Origin of the sequence: Halorubrum trapanicum (assembly GCF_017873555.1) — an archaeon.
GTDB classification, from domain to species: Archaea; Halobacteriota; Halobacteria; order Halobacteriales; family Haloferacaceae; genus Halorubrum; species Halorubrum trapanicum.
The window spans coordinates 290567-307384 of sequence record NZ_JAGGKE010000001.1; the positions used below are offsets into that span (position 1 = coordinate 290567).

The 16818-nt window shown below is 69.0% G+C and carries 18 protein-coding genes; 8 read left to right on the top strand and 10 right to left on the bottom strand.

Translation table 11 applies throughout. The features are described 5' to 3' along the window. Window positions 1–21 precede the first annotated feature (21 nt). The gene (msrB, locus tag J2744_RS01425) at window positions 22–432 is read left to right on the top strand and encodes a peptide-methionine (R)-S-oxide reductase MsrB (RefSeq protein ID WP_209543496.1); all 411 of its coding nucleotides are present in this window, start codon (window positions 22–24) and stop codon (window positions 430–432) included. An 81-nt stretch (window positions 433–513) separates the two neighbouring features. On the opposite strand, the gene J2744_RS01430 is transcribed toward msrB, so the two are convergent. The 5 genes from J2744_RS01430 to J2744_RS01450 all read right to left on the bottom strand — a co-directional run bounded on the left by J2744_RS01430 (window position 514) and on the right by J2744_RS01450 (window position 4632). After that, window positions 514–1293, bottom strand: a complete 780-nt coding sequence (locus J2744_RS01430) for a sensor histidine kinase (RefSeq protein WP_209543498.1) — start codon at window positions 1291–1293, stop codon at window positions 514–516. 69 nt (window positions 1294–1362) lie between these two features. After that, window positions 1363–2517 carry an acyl-CoA dehydrogenase family protein gene (locus J2744_RS01435; RefSeq protein WP_209543501.1) on the bottom strand — a complete coding sequence of 385 codons (1155 nt, stop codon included), beginning with the start codon at window positions 2515–2517 and terminating at the stop codon, window positions 1363–1365. A 138-nt stretch (window positions 2518–2655) separates the two neighbouring features. Beyond that, the gene (locus J2744_RS01440; protein ID WP_209543503.1) at window positions 2656–2988 is read right to left on the bottom strand and encodes an antibiotic biosynthesis monooxygenase family protein; all 333 of its coding nucleotides are present in this window, start codon (window positions 2986–2988) and stop codon (window positions 2656–2658) included. Between the two features lie 19 nt (window positions 2989–3007). Further along, a complete protein-coding gene (locus tag J2744_RS01445; protein WP_209543505.1) occupies window positions 3008–4147 on the bottom strand; it encodes a pyridoxal phosphate-dependent aminotransferase in 1140 nt (379 codons plus the stop codon). Next, a complete protein-coding gene (locus tag J2744_RS01450) occupies window positions 4144–4632 on the bottom strand; it encodes an Lrp/AsnC family transcriptional regulator (protein ID WP_006113643.1) in 489 nt (162 codons plus the stop codon). The genes J2744_RS01445 and J2744_RS01450 overlap by 4 nt, the downstream gene beginning before the upstream one ends. Before the next feature lie 142 nt (window positions 4633–4774). Here J2744_RS01450 and J2744_RS01455 point away from each other — a divergent pair, with 142 nt between their 5' ends. Together J2744_RS01455 and J2744_RS01460 are read left to right on the top strand one after the other, a co-directional pair. Beyond that, the gene (locus J2744_RS01455; RefSeq protein WP_209543515.1) at window positions 4775–5641 is read left to right on the top strand and encodes an aldo/keto reductase; all 867 of its coding nucleotides are present in this window, start codon (window positions 4775–4777) and stop codon (window positions 5639–5641) included. 104 nt (window positions 5642–5745) lie between these two features. After that, a complete protein-coding gene (locus J2744_RS01460; RefSeq protein ID WP_209543518.1) occupies window positions 5746–6297 on the top strand; it encodes a hypothetical protein in 552 nt (183 codons plus the stop codon). A gap of 47 nt (window positions 6298–6344) precedes the next feature. On the opposite strand, the gene J2744_RS01465 is transcribed toward J2744_RS01460, so the two are convergent. Beyond that, window positions 6345–7700, bottom strand: a complete 1356-nt coding sequence (locus tag J2744_RS01465) for an adenylosuccinate synthase (protein ID WP_209543520.1) — start codon at window positions 7698–7700, stop codon at window positions 6345–6347. Window positions 7701–8019: 319 nt separating this feature from the next. Between J2744_RS01465 and J2744_RS01470 the strand changes: the two genes are divergently transcribed. Continuing rightward, entirely contained in the window at window positions 8020–8325 is a 306-nt protein-coding gene (locus J2744_RS01470; RefSeq protein ID WP_004595838.1) for a hypothetical protein, read from the top strand. A gap of 82 nt (window positions 8326–8407) precedes the next feature. Here the strand turns inward: J2744_RS01470 and J2744_RS01475 are convergent, their stop codons facing one another. After that, window positions 8408–10702 carry a DUF7527 domain-containing protein gene (locus J2744_RS01475; RefSeq protein WP_209543522.1) on the bottom strand — a complete coding sequence of 765 codons (2295 nt, stop codon included), beginning with the start codon at window positions 10700–10702 and terminating at the stop codon, window positions 8408–8410. 159 nt (window positions 10703–10861) lie between these two features. Then, window positions 10862–11335 carry an NUDIX hydrolase gene (locus J2744_RS01480; RefSeq protein WP_209543524.1) on the bottom strand — a complete coding sequence of 158 codons (474 nt, stop codon included), beginning with the start codon at window positions 11333–11335 and terminating at the stop codon, window positions 10862–10864. A 109-nt stretch (window positions 11336–11444) separates the two neighbouring features. Between J2744_RS01480 and J2744_RS01485 the strand changes: the two genes are divergently transcribed. Continuing rightward, window positions 11445–11948: a cupin domain-containing protein gene (locus tag J2744_RS01485; protein WP_209543526.1), complete on the top strand. Its 504-nt coding sequence runs from the start codon at window positions 11445–11447 to the stop codon at window positions 11946–11948. Between the two features lie 48 nt (window positions 11949–11996). Here the strand turns inward: J2744_RS01485 and J2744_RS01490 are convergent, their stop codons facing one another. Further along, window positions 11997–12974: a transcription initiation factor IIB gene (locus J2744_RS01490; protein ID WP_209543528.1), complete on the bottom strand. Its 978-nt coding sequence runs from the start codon at window positions 12972–12974 to the stop codon at window positions 11997–11999. A gap of 311 nt (window positions 12975–13285) precedes the next feature. Here J2744_RS01490 and J2744_RS01495 point away from each other — a divergent pair, with 311 nt between their 5' ends. Both J2744_RS01495 and J2744_RS01500 read left to right on the top strand, forming a co-directional pair. Beyond that, window positions 13286–14470 (top strand): M24 family metallopeptidase, encoded by a 1185-nt coding sequence (locus J2744_RS01495; RefSeq protein WP_209543530.1) that lies wholly within the window; start codon window positions 13286–13288, stop codon window positions 14468–14470. A gap of 85 nt (window positions 14471–14555) precedes the next feature. Further along, entirely contained in the window at window positions 14556–15740 is a 1185-nt protein-coding gene (locus J2744_RS01500; protein ID WP_209544001.1) for an MFS transporter, read from the top strand. Between the two features lie 34 nt (window positions 15741–15774). Here the strand turns inward: J2744_RS01500 and J2744_RS01505 are convergent, their stop codons facing one another. Next, window positions 15775–16011: a hypothetical protein gene (locus tag J2744_RS01505; RefSeq protein WP_006628286.1), complete on the bottom strand. Its 237-nt coding sequence runs from the start codon at window positions 16009–16011 to the stop codon at window positions 15775–15777. Window positions 16012–16150: 139 nt separating this feature from the next. On the opposite strand from J2744_RS01505, the gene J2744_RS01510 reads away from it, so the two are divergent. Then, the gene (locus tag J2744_RS01510; RefSeq protein ID WP_209543532.1) at window positions 16151–16816 is read left to right on the top strand and encodes a hypothetical protein; all 666 of its coding nucleotides are present in this window, start codon (window positions 16151–16153) and stop codon (window positions 16814–16816) included. The last annotated feature ends 2 nt before the right edge of the window (window positions 16817–16818 follow it).

Sequence of the window (16818 nt, forward strand, 5' to 3'; positions counted from 1 at the left end):
CGTGGGGCGCGTACCGGTGGTATGAGCGAGACCGACGAGCGCGACCCGAGCGAACTGACCGACGAGGAGTGGCGCGAGCGGCTCTCCGAGGAGGAGTACCGCGTGCTCCGCGAGAGCGGCACGGAGGCGAAGTTCTCGGGGGAGTACGTCGACCACCACCCCGACGACGGGGAGTACCGCTGTCGGGCCTGCGGCACCGTCCTCTTCGAGGCCGAGACGAAGTTCGAGTCCGGCTGCGGCTGGCCCGCCTTCTACGCCGCCGAGGAGGAGTCCGTGACGACGACGGTCGACACCAGCCACGGGATGCGCCGGACCGAGGTCCGGTGCGCGAACTGCGACTCCCATCTGGGCCACGTGTTCGACGACGGCCCCGAGCCGACCGGCAAGCGATTCTGTATCAACTCGGTCGCGATGGAGTACGACGACGAGTAGGTCGGGTCTGAGATTCGGTTGACGGTCTGTTTATAAATGACCGATGACGCGGAGAATCTCTCTAACTCTCCAGCCCCTCGCTTATGATCCCTCACAGAGCGGCAGGCGGACCACGAACACGGCGCCCTTCGGCTCGTTGTCCTCGATCCACACGTCGCCGCCGTAGATCTCGACGAGCGACCGGACCAGGTAGAGTCCGATCCCCGCGCCGGGGCTGTCGAGTCCCTTCTCGCCTTTGCCGAACACCTCGTCGCGCTGGTCTTCGGGGATCCCCGGCCCGTTGTCGGCGATCCGCACCTCGGCGACGCCCTCGCTCCCCTCGACCGTCGCGGACACCGTCACCTTCGGCGGCGTCTCGTCGTTGTGCTGGACCGCGTTCCGTAGGAGGTTCCGGAACACGGAACTCAGCATCTCGTCGGCGACGACCGCCGCCTCGGGGAACGACCCCTCGACGGTGAAGACGGCCTCCGAGTAGGCGGAGCGGACCTCCTCGACCTGCTGTGAGAGGATCCGGTCGAGCGAGACGCGGCTCGGCTCCGCGTCGTCCCGGAGCATCACCTCCGCGAGGTCGCGGACCGTCGTGGTGAGCGAGACGGCGCTCTGGGTGTTCCGTTTGATCACGTCCAGGTACTCTTCGCCCTCCTCGTCGACGTGGTCGTCGAGCAGTTCGGCGTACGCCCCGACGAGCTGGAGATCGTTGCGGATGTCGTGGCGCATTACCTGGTTCAGGAGTCGGAGGTCGTCGCGCTGGCGCTTGAGCCGCTCCTCGGGGTCCGCCTCGTCGCCCGGTTCGAACGTTACGCCGTCGCCCGTTCCGGCGTCTGCCCCCTCGACCCGCTCGGCGTCCGCGTCCTTGCTCATGCCGCGGTCCTACGTCGCCCCGGAGTTTTTACGTACCGGTTGCTGCCGGCGCGGGACCCGTCCCCGACCTCACATCCCCTCGTCGAGCAGCTCGCGGGCGACGATGTTCTTCTGGATCTCGGTGGTCCCCTCGTAGATCTGGGTGATCTTCGCGTCGCGGTAGAGCCGTTCCACGTCGTGGTCGTTGACGTAGCCGGCGCCGCCGTGGACCTGGACCGCCTCGTCGGCGACCTCCACCGCGGTCCGCGAGGCGAACTCCTTGGCCATCGACGCGAGCGCGGTCAGGTCGCCGGACTCGTTGTCGACCGCCCACGCGGAGCGGTAGGTGAGCCAGCGGGCGGCCTCGGTGTTCGTGTGCATCTCCGCGAGCTTGTGTTTGATCGCCTGGAAGTCGCTGATCGGGCGGTCGAACTGCTCGCGCTCCTCGGCGTACTCCAGCGCGCGCTCGGCCGCGCCGCGGGCGATGCCGACCCCCTGTGCGGCGACCGCGGTTCGGGTCTCGTCGAAGAACTGCATGAGCTGGAGGAACCCCATGCCGCGCTGGCCGATGAGGTTCTCCTCGGGGACCCGAACGTCATCGAAGCGCAGCTCGGCCGTGTCGCTCGCCCGAATCCCGAGCTTGCCGGTGATCTTGTCGCGGGTGAGCCCGTCGCGGTCGCCCTCGACGAGGATCTGCGAGTAGCCCGAGTAGCGGTCGTCGATCTCGGGGTCCGTCTCGCAGACGACGACGAAGTAGTCCGCGACGGTGCCGTTCGTGATCCACATCTTCGAGCCGTTGAGCACCCACTCGTCGCCGTCCTTCTCCGCCCGCGTCGCGACCGAGGTCACGTCCGACCCCGCCTGCGGCTCCGAGATGGCCGAACCCATCACCGCGTCGCCCGCGGTGACCTCGGAGAGGACGCGCTCCTTCTGATCCTCCGTCCCGAACTCCATCAGGGCCTCCGCGCCGAACCCGGCGCTGGAGATACAGAGACCGATCCCGGGGTCGGCCGCGAACAGCTCCTCGGTGAGGATCGCGTTCTCCAGCGAGGAGTAGCCGATGCCGCCGTACTCCACCGGGACGTGCGGCGCGAGCAGCCCCATGTCGGCCGCCTTGTCCATGATCTCGTGGGGGTACTCCTCGTCGACGTCGTACTCGGTCGCGACCGGCCGGATCTCCTCGTCGGCGAACTTCCGTACCTCCTCGCGCAGCTGCTTCTGTTCGTCCGTTAGCTGGAACTCCATACCCCGTCGATCCGGATCGAACGTGATAATCGTTGGCGAACGGTGATAAATTCGCGAGGAGTTGTTCGTTTACCGGTCGCGGGCGCACGGCGATCGCGGAGTCCCCGGGTGGTCGCCGCTCGGGTCGCGACCCGCCGCTCAGTACTCGCGCTCCTCGCGGACCTCGTAGTGTCGCGCGCGGTCGTCGAACCGCTTCAGGACCTCGCGGGCCGCCGGCGGAACGTGCGCGTCTCGGTACTCCTCGCCCGCGAACTCCCTCACCGACTCGGTCGAGTCGAACCGGAGGATCGTGACGAACTCGACCTCCCCGTCGTCGGTTTCGGGGTCGGCCTCGCGCCGGAGCAGCCGAGTGCCCCGGTAGCCGTCGTTGTCCGCGTCGGCGAACGATGGGAGGATCTCCTCGCGGAGCAGCCGCTCGTACTCGTCCGCGTTCTCCGGGGTCGTCCAGCCGTGCCAGATCCTGTCGATCATCGGTCCTCGACGAACTCGGTCATCGGCCCTCGACGAACGCCGCGATCCGGTCGGTCGCCTCCTTCAGCTCGCGCATCGAGGTCGCGTACGAAACGCGGAGGTGGCCCTCCCCGCCGTCGCCGAAGACGGACCCGGGGACGACCGCGACGCCCTGCGCCTCCAGCAGCGCCTCCGCGAACGCCTCGTCGTCGCCGCCGCACTCGGGGAACGCGTAGAACGCGCCGCCCGGCTCGAAGGTGTCGAGACCCATCTCGTTGAACCGGGAGACGACCAGCCGGCGGCGACGGTTGTACTCCTCGACCATCTCCGTCACCTCGTCGTCGCAGCGGTCGAGCGCCTCGATGGCCGCGTACTGCGGCGTCGTCGGCGCCGACAGCATCGTGTACTGGTGGATCCGGTTCATCGCGTCGATCGCCTCCGCGGGGCCCAGCGCGTACCCCAGCCGCAGGCCGGTCATCGCGTACGCCTTCGAGAAGCCGTTGACGACGACCGTGCGCTCGCGCATCCCTGGCTGGGTCGCGATCGAGGCGTGGTCGGCGCCGTATGTGAGCGCGGCGTAGATCTCGTCGGCGATCACGCGGAGATCTTCCTCGCGGCAGAACGCCGCGACCTCGGCGTACTCCTCGTCGGTCATCGTCGCGCCCGTGGGGTTGTTCGGGTAACAGAGCACAAGTAGGTCGGCCTCGGCCGCGCCCGCGGCCTCCAGCGACTCGCGGGTGAGCGCGAAGTCGTCCGCGGAGCGGGTCGGAACCGTCAGCTGCTCGCCGCCCGCGAGTTCGATCCCCGGGCCGTAGGAGATGTACGTCGGCTCGTGGACCGCGACCGTGTCGCCGGGGTCGACGAGCGCGCGGAACGCGAGGTCGACCGCCTCGCTCGCGCCGGTCGTGACCAGGATTTCCGACTCCGGCGCGTACGACTGGTCGTAGCGCTCGTGGTGGTCGGCGATCCGCTCGCGGAGCGCGGCCATCCCCCGGTTCGCGGTGTAGGAGGTCTTCCCGCGTTCGAGCGAGTCGATCGCGGCGGTGCGGGCGGTCCACGGCGCCGAGAAGTCCGGCTCGCCGACGCCCAGCGAGATGACGTCGTCGCGCGCCTCCGCCAGCTCGAAGAACTTCCGGATCCCCGACTCGGGCAGGGTGCGCGCGCGGTCCGACAGCCTCATGGCGACACGGAGAGGCGGTCGTCGTCGTCGCCGTCCTCGAACCGGATCCCGCCGTCCTTGTACGTCTCCATGATGTAGTGGGTCACCGTCTGGGTGACCGCCGGCATGGGCGCGACCTGCTCGGAGATGAACTCGGAGACGTCCTGCATGTTCTCGCCGAGCACCTCGACGGCGAAGTCGTAGTCGCCGGAGACGAGGTGTAAGGCGTCGACCGCGGGGAACTTCGCGATCCGGTCCGCGACCTGTTCGTACCCCGTCTCGCGGTCGAGTTCGACGTTGATCTCGACGACCGCGCGGATCTTCCCCTCGTCGACGCGGTCCCAGTCGACGACGGCCTGGTAGCCGTGGACGACGCCGTCAGCCTCCAGCGCGTCGATCGCGTCCGCGACCGCCGCCGCGTCGAGACCCGTCTGGGCCGCGATGTCGTCGATGTCCTCGCGGGCGTTCCGCGCCAACACGTCGAGTACCTCGCGCTCGGCGTCCATACCTCACGATCACGCGGGGACGGTTTATGAGTAGCGACGGGCGCAACACGGGCGAACGGTTGCAATATCGAGCCGGCACCGTCGAGGCACGCTTCCTTCCGCCACCCTCACCGCTTTCCGCGTGGCGCGAGATCACTCAGTCATGGCTTCCGACACCACCGACAGGAGCGAGACGTTCGACATCGGCGGCGAACGCACCGTCAACCGCCTCGGCTTCGGCGCGATGCGGATCACGGGCGAGGAGATCATCGGGCGACCCGACGACGAGGACGACGCGAAGGACGTACTCAAGCGCGCGGTCGACCTCGGCGTCGACTTCGTCGACACCGCGGACTCCTACGGACCGGGCGTCTCCGAGCGGCTGATCGGCGAGGCGCTCGGCGACCCCGACGACGTCGTGATCGCCTCGAAGGCCGGCCTGCTCCGCAACCGCGAGGGCGACTGGCTCCCCTACGGCGACCCCGAGTTCCTGAAGAACCAGGTGCTGTGTAGCCTCGACCGGCTCGGGACGGACACCATCGACCTCTACCAGTACCACCGCCCGGACCCCGACACCGACTTCGAGGAGTCCGTCCACGCGTTCGCGGAGATGAAAGACGCCGGGCAGATCGCCCACGTCGGCCTCTCGAACGTCACCGTCGAGCAGCTTGAGACGGCGACCGACATCGTCGACGTCGCCACCGTCCAGAACCGCTACAACGTCGGCCACCGCGACGACGAGGACGTGCTGGCCGCCTGCGAGGACCACGGCGTCGGCTTCATCCCGTGGGGACCGATGTACGCGGTCGACGACGACGAGTCCGCCGAGGCGATCGACGAGGTCGCGGAGCGCCGCGACGCGACGACCAGACAGGTCGCGCTCGCGTGGCTCCTCGACCACTCCGACGTGACGCTGCCGATCCCGGGCACGTCGAGCGTCGACCACCTCGAATCCAACCTCGCGGCCGCGGAGCTGTCGCTGACCGACGAGGACCTGACGGCGCTGGACGAGATCGACCCGCAGTACTGAGACAATTCGCAGAATCTCCTGCTGAGCCATTCGAAACCTCTCATATCCAAATTTAATTTATTTTTAACAAGTCTATAAGTGAAATTGTGCTGAAGCAGATTTAGATGGAACTTAGCCGACGACATTTGCTTGCGACATCGGTTGGGCTTAGCGCTACACTTGCTGGCTGTTCAGAGGGAAACGATTCCGATGGGGGAGGAGGTTCAAACACGAATTCGCAAAACGACGAACCGGCCGACACAGACGGTGATGGCGTTCCTGACGTACAAGACGAATACCCAGACGATCCCGATCTCAGTGGTAGCCAGACTGAGAGCGATACTCGGAACCTAGAGGAAGACCAGTGGCGACATTTCAGTATTAGCTTTTCGAGCACGGGCTATATCGAGTTTGACTTCATCGTCCGAGACGGGCCAGCGATCGACGTGATTCTGATGGACGAGTCCGAGTACGAACACTTTGACCAGGGAGATCGATACGAATACATTCCGGACCTCTCAGCTCTGGATTCCAGTGGAGCAACCGTGAGTTCAAAAGTTCCCGAAGGCGAGTATCGGCTTGTTGTCGATAACTCCGAACGAGGAGAAGCGTCACCCCCAACAAACCTCAGCAACGACGTAGTGAACGTTGAATACGATCTCACGCTCGCCGAGTAACTGACTTCCCGCCTGTTCACCTGAGATCCACAGAACGTGGATCCGGCCTATCTATCGAACGGGTTCGTCAGTTCGACCGTCTCCTCGCGGTCGGGACCGACGCCGACCGCGTAGACCGGGGTGTCGATCTCGTCCGCGAGGAACTGTAGGTACTCGCGGGCGGCCTCGGGGAGCGCGTCGTAGCCCGCCTCGGCGACCGCGGCCGAGTCGAACGGCTCCCAGGTGTCGAGCGTCTCGGATATCGGCTCGCAGCGCTCCCACCGGTCGGTGGTGGTGGGGACGGTGTCGATCTGCTCTCCGTCCAGCTCGTACCCCGTACACACCTTCAGCTCGTCGAGGCCGGCGAGCACGTCGACGTGGTTGACCGCGACGCCCGTGAACCCGGAGACGCGCGCGGCGTGGCGGAGCATCGGGAGGTCGAGCCAGCCGATCCTGCGGGGGCGGCCGGTGACCGTTCCGAACTCGCCGCCCTTCTCGCGGATCTCGTCGGCGAGCGCCTCCTCGTCGGCGTCGCCGTCGAGTTCGGTCGGCATCGGTCCCTCGCCGACCCGCGAGAGGTACGCCTTCACGATGCCGACCACCTCGCCGTCGCCGACCGCCGTGACGCCGAGCCCCGAGCCGACCGACGCGGCGCCGGCGGTCGGGTTCGAGGAGGTGACGAACGGGTAGTTCCCGTGGTCGACGTCGATGTGAGTGCCCTGCGCGCCCTCGAAGAGGATCTCGTCGCCCGCCGCGTGGCGGCGGTGGAGGTAGTCGGAGCAGTTGACGGTCATCCCCTCGTCGGCGAGTCGCTCGCCGATCGCGGCGAACTCCTCGTGGAGCGCGTCGACGTCGAACGCCGCGGCGCGGTCGTCGTCGTCTGCGAGGTCGAGTCCGTACACGTCCTCGACGAGCGCGCGCTTCTGCGGGACGGCGTACTCGAGCTTCTCGCGGAGCACGTCGGAGTCGAGCAGGTCCGCGATCCGGATCCCGCGGCGGCCGGCCTTGTCCTCGTACGTCGGGCCGATGCCGCGGCCGGTGGTGCCGACCTCGTCGCCTGCGTCGTCGTCGGCCTTGACCTCCTCTTCGATCCCGTCCAGCACCCGGTGGTACGGCATGATGACGTGCGCGCGGCGGGCGACGCGCACGGCCGGGTCGAGCCCCCGCTCACGGAGGTCGTCGATCTCGGTGAACAGCGTCTTCGGGTTGACGACGCAGCCGTTGCCGAGGATTCCGGTCGTCCCCCGGACCGCGCCGCTGGGAACCAGCGAGAGCTTGTACTCCGCGCCGCCTTCGACGACGGTGTGGCCGGCGTTGTCGCCGCCCTGATAACGGACTACGACGTCCGCGTCCCCTCCCCATCGGTCGACGAGCGCGCCCTTGCCCTCGTCGCCGAGCTGGGAGCCGACGATGGTGAGTGTCATACGACCTGCCGATTCCCTGCGGGGGGTAAAACAGATTACGGTCTGCGACCGCGAGAACGCCACGGATGTGGATCACGCGATAAACGCGTAGTTGTCGATAGGCTCGTTCGTGTATTGTCTCGATTTCGACCGGCGGCGCCCGCCTCGCCGCCGTCCGCGCTGACTCGGCTCCGTCCGTCGTGCCGCGATCGAACACGTTAACTACTGGCACGTCAAAGCGTCGGATCACTCGATCCGTCGCGGCCGCCGCGGCCCGGCGCGGTCTCCCCGGCCGCCGACAGCAACTTTTAAACGGGGGCATGACGAGTTAACATGTGCCATGATAGATCGATTAGAGAAGGAGGTAGACATGCTGGAACGTCACCTCCAGGTCCTGCGAATGGTCATCGAAAACGAACCGATCGGCATCGTGAAGATGTCGAACGAGACCGGCTACCCGCACCACAAGGTCCGCTACTCGCTGCGGGTCCTCGAAGAGGAGAACCTCATCGAGCCGTCCAGCCAGGGCGCGATCACCACGGAGCGCACCCACGAGTTCGTCGACGAACTCGACGAGAAGCTCGACGAGACCGTCGAGAAGCTCGGATCCATGCGGATCGACGACGCCGCGGAACTCGAGAACTGACGCCGCTTTCGATTTCGCTCGCCGAGTAGGCGCCGCGTTTTCTCTCCGCGCGCAGCCGCGGATCCGAAACGGTCGGTGACGCCTACAGGTCGGGGACCGTCATGTGGAACCCGCCGTCGCGCGCCTCGACGAGGCACAGGTGGTACCCCTGCTTGCGCGAGAGCTTCACGAAGCTCGCGCGCTTCGACCGGCTGAACAGGCCGCCGCCGACCGCGTCGCTCGCGGTCTCTAAGGCGCCCGGCTCGAAGAAGCTCTCCGTCACCGCGAACGCCCCGGCGAACGTCTCGTTCGAGGACGCGATGTCGCGCCCGTTCTCGACGAGCGACTCCAGCGTCCCCTCGGGCGTCGGGTCCCGGCTGTCGTTCAGGTCGGCGACGAAGAGGGGGTGGCCCATCCGGTCGCGCAACACGAGGTCGAACGTCCGCTGCTCGCGGGTCTCCTCGCCGCCCTCGCGGAGTTCGATCGACACCGTCCCGCCGATCTCGGCGCGGTCGACCTCCGGGAGGGCGTCGTAGAGGTCCCGGAGCGTCCCCTCGTTGCCGGTGCCGCGGACCTCGAACGGGAGGTCCTCGACGAGCCAGCGGGTGAACCCGTACTCGATGGTGTCCTCTAAGAACTCCTCGAACGGTCGCCCGTCCACCGCGACCCCGTCGGTCTCGAAGCTCGTGTGGTGTTCGACCCGGAGGTTCTCGCGGAGCGCCTCGCGGTCGACGCTCCCCTCGTGGGCGTCGGCCAGCGTCGCGCCCTCCTTCGAGTCGTACCTGATGAACAGGTTCGTCCCGCTGCGCGCCTCCGCCGGGGTGAGCGTCCGCTCCGCGTCCGGGAGCCGTTCCTTCGCCTTCGAGAGCTCGCGCCGGAGCCGGTCGCGCTCCTCCCTGAGGTCCTCCGTCTCGGACTCGAGCCGCTCGACCTCGTCGGCCAACTCGTCGCGCTCCGTCTCGACCTCGTCGCGTTCGGCCGCCAGCCGGTCGCGCTCGTCGGCGAGCGACTGGCGCTCCGTCTCGGTCTCCTGGAGAGCCGCCTCGAGCTTCCGGAGTCGCTCCGGGTCCGCGCTCCCCGCCGCGTCTCCGCCCGCGTCGCGCTTCGAGACCGCAGACGGCGTCGACGCCGACTGCGCGGTCGAGCGCGGCGACGGCGACCCGCCGTTCGTTCCCGATTCGTTCCGCTCGGACCGGCCGCGTTGGCCGGCCGGCCGCTTGCGCTGTGACGACGCGGCGCGTCGGTCGTCGCCCGGTCGGGTCTCCTCGCCCGCCTCCGAGGGGTCGAGCGCCGGGATCGACTTCTGTTCCCGCCACTCCGCCTCCTCCGAGAAGACGTCCTCGGAGTCGGGCGTGTCTGGGGCGTCCGAGGCGGCGGCGTCCGAGCTACCGCCGTCCGAGTCGGCAGGGTCCGGGACTTCGGTGCCGCCGGCGGCGTCGGCGTCTCCGATCTGGACCGCGTTCGGTCCCGCTCCCGCATCGGCGTCCGGGGACTCGCCGTCCGCGTCGGGACCGTCGTCCGGGACGCTACCGTCGTCGGTTCCGGTCGATCGGTCCGCCGTCGCCGGATCGCTGTGCCGGGACGACGCGGTCGGGTCGGGATCCGGACCGGCGCTCGGGTCGTCGTCTCGACCGGCGCTCGGGCCGGGGGCGGCCGCGCTCGCGGGAGTATCGGCGTCCCCGCCTTCCGCCTCCGCCCCGTCGTCGCCAGCCGTCTCAGGGGCGTTCCCGAGGTCTCCCGACTCGTCGGCCGGCCCTTCGTCCGCGTCGCTCGCGGCACCCGAACCGGTCCGGTCGGTCGTCTCTGCCGAGTCCGCCGGATCGGTCGGATCGGCGGCGCCCGTGTCACCCGTGCTGTCGCCGTCCGGGAGCGGGCGGACGTCGAGGTCGACCTCGTACACCGTGTAGATGCCGACCTCGTCGGCGGCGAGGTCGAACGCCTCCTCGCCGGTCTCCAGCCGCCTGGCGTTGCCGACGTACGCCGCCGCCATCGACTCGCCGCCCGTGTAGGCGACGTAGTAGTCGCCGGAGAGGACGTTCTCCGACAGCTCGACGTAGCCGGTGAACCCCCCCTGCGAGAGCTTGCGGTCGGCCTCGGTCAGCGGCGTGTCGTTGGTGTAGTACTTCGCCCGCGGCTCGCCGCCAAGCTCCTGCATCGCGAAGAGCACGGGGAGCGCGTCGTCCGGGGCCCGGTAGACGGTCCCCGAGGCGTCGGCGAAGTCGTCGAGCGACCCGTCGACGACGCCGACGACCTTCCCGTCGACGAGGAACAGCCAGCCGGTCCCGTCGGTCGCCGCGCCGGAAAACCCGTCGCTGACGACCCGGCCGAGTCCCCCGAACCCGTCGGAGAACGAGCGGTCGTCCCACTCGGCGATCGCTTCCCTTCGCTGTGCGTCCATCCTTGCGTTTACGTCGCCAACACCGACCCAAATACCTTCCGGAGCGTGAGACGGCCGTCTGACGCCGGGATCCGCGGATTCGAACCCGACGACGGCGGTGCCGCGGCCGGGAGACGCTCCCGACGGCCCGGGACCGAAGCCCCCGACCACCCGGACCGCTCAGCGCTCCACGACGGCGGCGATCGCCTCTCGACCGAGGTCGACGACGTCTTGCGGCAGGTCGCTCGCAGCGAGTTCGGACGACGTGTACCACCGCCAGCGCTCCGGGTCGACCTCGTCGTCGCCGTCGGGGGCGATCTCGCGGGAATCGACCCGCGCGTAGTAGAGGTGATCGACGTGTTGGTGGCCCACCGACCCGTCCTCGTGGACGTTGATGTCGTGGAGCATGAGGTGGGCCGGCTCCGGAAGTCCGCGGGTGTTCGGTCCCGCGATCTGTGACTCCGCGGCGACCAGCTCCGGAGTTAACCCCGTCTCCTCGCGGACCTCGCGGCGCGCCGCCTCGTGGGGGAGTTCGTCGCGGTCGACGTGGCCGCCGGGCGGCAGCCTGATCCCGAGCCGCTCGTGCTCGTGAAGCGCGGTCGCCCCGTCGTTGACGATGTACGTCGTCGCCGTGAAGTGGCGCGTCGTCTCCATGTCCGCGGGTGGCGACGCGCCGCCTTCGCGGTTTCGGCTCGCGCCGCCGCCGGAACGACCCTCGACTTCCCGCCCGAACGCCTTTGGCGGACCTGTGTGACCGAAGGGTATGCCACCGATCAACGCGGACGACATGTCGTGGACGACGCCGGACGCCGCGGCCGCCGACTGGCGACGGAAGCAGTTGGGCGCGGCCGCTGGGAGCGAGGACTTGGGGTGTAGCCTCTACGAGCTTCCGGCGGGGGAACGCTCGTGGCCGTACCATCATCACACGGCCAACGAGGAGGCCCTGTACGTCCTCGCGGGCGAGGGAACTCTCCGGCTCGACGGGGAGACGTATCCGCTTCGCCCCGGAGAGTACGCCGCGTTCCCCGCCGACGAGACGGGCGCGCACCGCGTGGTCAACGACGGCGACGAGCCGCTTCGGTACCTCGTCGTCTCGACGATGCACGAGCCGGACGTGACCGTGTACCCGGACTCGGGGAAGTTCGGCGTGTACGTCGGTTCGCCGCCGGGCGGCCGCGGGGAGCGGTCGCTGTCGGGGTACTACCGGATCGGCGACGACGTGGACTACTGGGACGGCGAGGGCGACGACGGCGAAACGGGCGATTGAAAACGGAACGGACTCCGAACGTCACGACGCCCGGAAGCCGAGGGCGCGTCAGTTCAGCGCGACCGAGTCCTCGGCCTCGAGGAGCTCGTGGTACCGGTTCCGGATGGTGACCTCGCTGATGTTCGCGACCTCGCTGACCTCGCTCTGGGTCACCTTCTCGTTGACGAGCAGCGAGGCGGCGTAGACGGCGGCCGCGGCGAGCCCGACCGGCGACTTCCCGGAGTGGATCCCCTGCTCTTTCGCCGTGTCGAGGAGGCTGCGGGCGCGCCGCTCGGCCTCGTCGGAGAGGCCGAGGTCGGAGGCGAACCGCGGGACGTAGCTCTCGGGGTCGGCGGGCTGGATCTCCAGCTTCAGCTCGCGGACGACGTAGCGGTACGTCCGCGCGATCTCGTCCTTCTCGACCCGAGAGACGGCAGCGATCTCGTCGAGGCTGCGCGGCGTCCCCGCCTGCCGGGCCGCGGCGTACAGCGACGACGTCGAGACGCCCTCGATGGAGCGACCGGGCAGGAGGTCCTCGTCGAGCGCGCGGCGGTAGATGACGGAGGCGGTCTCGCGGACGTTGTCGGGGAGTCCGAGGGCGCTGGCCATGCGGTCGATTTCGCCGAGCGCCTGCTTGAGGTTGCGCTCCTTGGAGTCGCGGGTACGGAACCGCTCGTTCCAGGTGCGCAGCCGCTGCATCTTCTCGCGCTGGCGGCTGGACAGCGACTTGCCGTAGGCGTCTTTGTCCTGCCAGCCGATGTTGGTCGACAGCCCCTTGTCGTGCATCATGTTCGTCGTCGGGGCGCCGACCCGAGACTTGCTGTCCTTCTCCTTGGAGTCGAACGCGCGCCACTCCGGCCCGCGGTCGATCTCGTCCTCCTCGACGACGAGTCCGCAGTCGACGCAGACGGTCTCGCCGTGCTCCGTGTCAGTCGCTAACTGCCCGCCGCACTCCGGGCACCGCAGCTCCTCCTCCTCGCTTTCCGACTCGGTCTCGCTCTCGTCGTCGACGGTCTCTGTCGTGTACGTTCGAAGGTTCTCGCTCATTGGTTTGGTACGTGGAGGGAACAACGAAACCGAGAGACGATTCTCGGTGTTTTCCTCACCCTTAGGTAAGTGACCCAAATACTTAAACGTTTTCGTGTCTGGTGACTCAGAGACACGGCCGAAAACGGCGTGTACAACCCTGTACAATTCGGAATTGCCGATGTGCCGAGCGGAGCACCGAGGAGTGCGAAACTGACGCGATCTGAGCGGGGACGTAGTATATAGGCGTTTCGCGAGCTGTCGCGGCGCTCAGGGTCGCTCGCGGTTCCGCGAGGACAACCGCTTTGAGCGTCGGCCGAACAGGGAGTGGTATGAACCGACCGCGGCTCGACGACCGACTCGCCGACCTCGAGGCGGACGGCTACCTGATCGACGCCTCGCAGGAGGACGCCAACCAGCTGTACCTCTCCGGGTTCACCGGTCCCGACCCGTTCCTCACGCTGTACGCCGACGGCGAGGTCCACGTCCTCGTCAGCGGGCTGGAGTACGGCCGCGCGACGGCGGAGGCGACGGCCGACACCGTCGAGCGTCACGCCGACTACGGCTACGAGTACGGCGGCCGCGAGGCCCGCAACGACATGTACGCGGAGTTCGTCCGCGACAAGGGGGTCGACTCCGTCTCGATGCCGCCGCGCGGCCCGGTCGGCACCGCGGACGCCCTCCGCGACCGCGGCATCGACGTCGCGGTCGACACCGACGACCGACTCCGAGAGGTCCGCGCGGTGAAGACCGACGAGGAGATCGACGCGATCCGCGAGGCCCAGCGGGCGAACGAGGCGGCGATGCGGGCCGCCGAGGAGCTGATCGCCGGCGCCGACGTGGCGGGCGAGGACGCCGAGGTCGGCGACGCGGAGCCGGGCGTCCTGCTCCACGAGGGCGAGCCGCTCACCAGCGAGCGCGTGGCGGAGGAGATCGAGGTGACTCTCCTGCGACACGGCTGCGCGCTCGACGAGACGATCGTCGCCGGCGGCGCGCAGGCCGCGGACCCGCACGACCGCGGGTCGGGGCCGCTGCGAGCGAACGAGGCGATCATCGTCGACATCTTCCCGCGCTCGAAGGCGACGAAGTACAACGCCGACATGACGCGGACGTTCTGCGTCGGCGAGCCGAGCGAGGCGCTCCGCGAGTGGTACGAACTCACCGGGCGCGCGCTGGACGCCGCGCTCGACGCGGTCGAGCCGGGCGCCACCGGCGAGGACGTCCACGCCGCCGCCTGCGAGGTGTACGAGGAGGCGGGCGAACCCACCTTCCGAACCGACCCCGAGACGGAGACCGGGTTCATCCACTCGACCGGCCACGGCATCGGTCTCGACGTCCACGAGTCGCCGCGGCTCGCGAACGGGGGCGAGGCGCTGGAGCCGGGCCACGTGATCACCGTGGAGCCGGGACTCTACGACCCCGAGGTCGGCGGCGTCCGGATCGAGGACCTCGTCGTCGTCACCGAGGACGGCCACGAGAACCTCACCGACTACCCGATCCGGTTCGCGGCCGAGTGAATCTTCGGGCCCTCTGACCGGGCGAGGCCCCGGCCCGTCTGACCGCGATCGGAAGCCGCTTTGACCCGTGTCGGCAACGACGACCGTGAACTGGCGGTACGAACACACGGCGCTCGCGCTCTGTACGCTCGCGTTCACGGGGACGATGGTGGCGCGGCTGGTCGTCAGCCCGCTCGTCCCGGAGATCACGACGCAGTTCGACGTGACCAACGGGACCGTCGGGCTGGCGCTCAGCGGGATGTGGCTCACGTACGCGCTGGCGCAGTTCCCCTCCGGCGTCCTCGGCGACCGCTACGGCGAGCGCCGCGTGATCCTCACCGCGGTCGGCGCCACCGCGGTCGCGTCGGTGCTCCTCGCCGCGTCGCCGTCGATGGTCGCGTTCGCGCTGTTCGCGGCCGCGCTCGGCGTCGGCGCGGGCCTCCACTACTCGGTCGCGACGACGTTCCTCACGCGGCAGTTCGACGACACCGGCCGGGCGGTCGGTGTCCACGTTGCTGGCGGACCGCTCGCGGGACTGGCGGCGCCGCCGGCCGCCGCCTTGGTCGGGTCGCGGTACGGCTGGCGCGCCGGCGTCCTCCTCGGGGCGGCCGTCGCGGTCCCCGTGTTCCTCCTGTTCGCGTGGCGGGTCCGACCGACCGAACCCCTCCGCCCGGACCAGCCGATGGGCGAGCGGTTCGCGCTCGGGCCGCTCGTCGAACTGCTCTCGCGGCCGCGGATCCTCTACACGACCGCGCTGGCGACGATGGGCGCGTTCACGTGGCAGGCGACCGCCTCCTTCCTTCCGACGTTCCTGGAGGTCGGAACCGGCCTGTCGAGCGCGCTGTCGGCGCTCCTGTTTTCGGTGTACTTCCTCGTCCACGGCGGTACCCAGCCGGTGACCGGGTCGGTGTCCGACCGGATCGGCCGCGACGCCACCGCGATGGTGACGATGGCCGCCGGCGTCGTCGGCTACGGGACGCTCGTCGCGGCCGCGACGCTCGACCTGGGACTCCTCGCGGTGGTTCCGGGCGTCGCTCTCGTCGGGCTCGCGATGTCGTGGGGCGCGCCGGTCCAGTCGCGGTTCATGGATCTCCTGTCCGACGCGGAGCGCGGCGCCGGCTTCGGACTCGTCCGGACGGCGTACATGGTCACGGGCGCCTCGGGTAGCGTCGTCGTCGGTACCGTCTCGGACGCCGCGGGCTGGGCAGTCGCGTTCGGGCTGCTCGCCTGCGTGATGGCGCTCGGGCTGGCGACGCTGTCGGCGAACCGCCTGCTGGGTCTGGGGTACTGAACCGGGAAAACGGCAGAACGAGGGGTGTGGCGCCTCAGAGCCGGTCGTCTTCGAGGCTTCCCGGGTCTTCGGCGGTGTCGAACATGTTGTTCTCGGCGCCGTCGAGCATCTCGTCGCGGCGCTCGTCGTCGACGACGCTCACGTTGTACGCCTCGATGCCGGAGGCGATGAGGTCCTCGGCGGCCTGCTCCTCCGAGACGAACTCCTGTTCCGCCAGCTGCTGAAACTCCGCGTACACGTCGTCCGAGAGGTTCAGCTCGAAAGTGGGCATACCTCCCGTTCCGACCGGACGCTTTTAAATCGTTCCCTCGTCTCGGCGGTGATGTTCGCGGCGTGCGCCGAGACGAGAGTCGGGCCGGCCCGAACATCTGCGGGGTCAGGGGTACCCCGGCGGGAGACGATGGTCGAGTATGCCCAGCTTTCCGTCTCCCTTCGGGTCCGACGACGACGACCTGTTCGACGGGTACGACGAGTTCGTCGCCGCCGACCTCCCGCGGCCGGGGGAGTTCCTCGACGGTCACGACGTGCTCGACGGCGCCGACCACCTCGCGTTCCACCGGCTCACCCGCGACTGCTTCGAGGAGCGGAAGGTGTACGACATGACGTTCAACTACAACCTCGCGCGGCTGAACCTCGACACGCGCCACGGGAACGCCGGGTTCCGCTACGCCGTCGAGCGCGGCGACCCCGCGGACGCCGTCGGTCCCGCCGACGTCGACGGAGACGCCGTCGGAGACGACGGTCCCGAGGAAGGGGACCTCGGCCGCGTCCTCCGCGCGGAGTTCACGCCGACGACGCCGTTCTGCCCGCAGACGCACACGCTGACGATCGGATCGTTCCGCGCGTGGAACGGGCTCGCCGAACGCCACGAGTACGACCTCGTCCGGGTCCGCGCGGCCCCGATGCACAACCAGAGCGAGGCGGTGAACGACCGGCTCGTAGAGCTCGAGGAGGCGTACCTCGAAACGGGCGACGTGGAGTCCGAGTCGGACGACGGCGCCGGTGTCGGACCGAATCCGACGGGGGGAACGGGGGAGGCGAGCGCGCGGAGCCGCTCGACCGACGCGCCGTTCTGAGC

What these genes read in the sequence shown, in the direction of transcription:
- msrB (WP_209543496.1), top strand. Translation starts at nt 22, where the DNA reads ATGAGCGAGACCGACGAGCGCGACCCGAGCGAACTGACCGACGAGGAG.
- J2744_RS01430 (WP_209543498.1), bottom strand. Translation starts at nt 1,293, where the DNA reads ATGAGCAAGGACGCGGACGCCGAGCGGGTCGAGGGGGCAGACGCCGGA.
- J2744_RS01435 (WP_209543501.1), bottom strand. Translation starts at nt 2,517, where the DNA reads ATGGAGTTCCAGCTAACGGACGAACAGAAGCAGCTGCGCGAGGAGGTA.
- J2744_RS01440 (WP_209543503.1), bottom strand. Translation starts at nt 2,988, where the DNA reads ATGATCGACAGGATCTGGCACGGCTGGACGACCCCGGAGAACGCGGAC.
- J2744_RS01445 (WP_209543505.1), bottom strand. Translation starts at nt 4,147, where the DNA reads ATGAGGCTGTCGGACCGCGCGCGCACCCTGCCCGAGTCGGGGATCCGG.
- J2744_RS01450 (WP_006113643.1), bottom strand. Translation starts at nt 4,632, where the DNA reads ATGGACGCCGAGCGCGAGGTACTCGACGTGTTGGCGCGGAACGCCCGC.
- J2744_RS01455 (WP_209543515.1), top strand. Translation starts at nt 4,775, where the DNA reads ATGGCTTCCGACACCACCGACAGGAGCGAGACGTTCGACATCGGCGGC.
- J2744_RS01460 (WP_209543518.1), top strand. Translation starts at nt 5,746, where the DNA reads ATGGAACTTAGCCGACGACATTTGCTTGCGACATCGGTTGGGCTTAGC.
- J2744_RS01465 (WP_209543520.1), bottom strand. Translation starts at nt 7,700, where the DNA reads ATGACACTCACCATCGTCGGCTCCCAGCTCGGCGACGAGGGCAAGGGC.
- J2744_RS01470 (WP_004595838.1), top strand. Translation starts at nt 8,020, where the DNA reads ATGATAGATCGATTAGAGAAGGAGGTAGACATGCTGGAACGTCACCTC.
- J2744_RS01475 (WP_209543522.1), bottom strand. Translation starts at nt 10,702, where the DNA reads ATGGACGCACAGCGAAGGGAAGCGATCGCCGAGTGGGACGACCGCTCG.
- J2744_RS01480 (WP_209543524.1), bottom strand. Translation starts at nt 11,335, where the DNA reads ATGGAGACGACGCGCCACTTCACGGCGACGACGTACATCGTCAACGAC.
- J2744_RS01485 (WP_209543526.1), top strand. Translation starts at nt 11,445, where the DNA reads ATGCCACCGATCAACGCGGACGACATGTCGTGGACGACGCCGGACGCC.
- J2744_RS01490 (WP_209543528.1), bottom strand. Translation starts at nt 12,974, where the DNA reads ATGAGCGAGAACCTTCGAACGTACACGACAGAGACCGTCGACGACGAG.
- J2744_RS01495 (WP_209543530.1), top strand. Translation starts at nt 13,286, where the DNA reads ATGAACCGACCGCGGCTCGACGACCGACTCGCCGACCTCGAGGCGGAC.
- J2744_RS01505 (WP_006628286.1), bottom strand. Translation starts at nt 16,011, where the DNA reads ATGCCCACTTTCGAGCTGAACCTCTCGGACGACGTGTACGCGGAGTTT.
- J2744_RS01510 (WP_209543532.1), top strand. Translation starts at nt 16,151, where the DNA reads ATGCCCAGCTTTCCGTCTCCCTTCGGGTCCGACGACGACGACCTGTTC.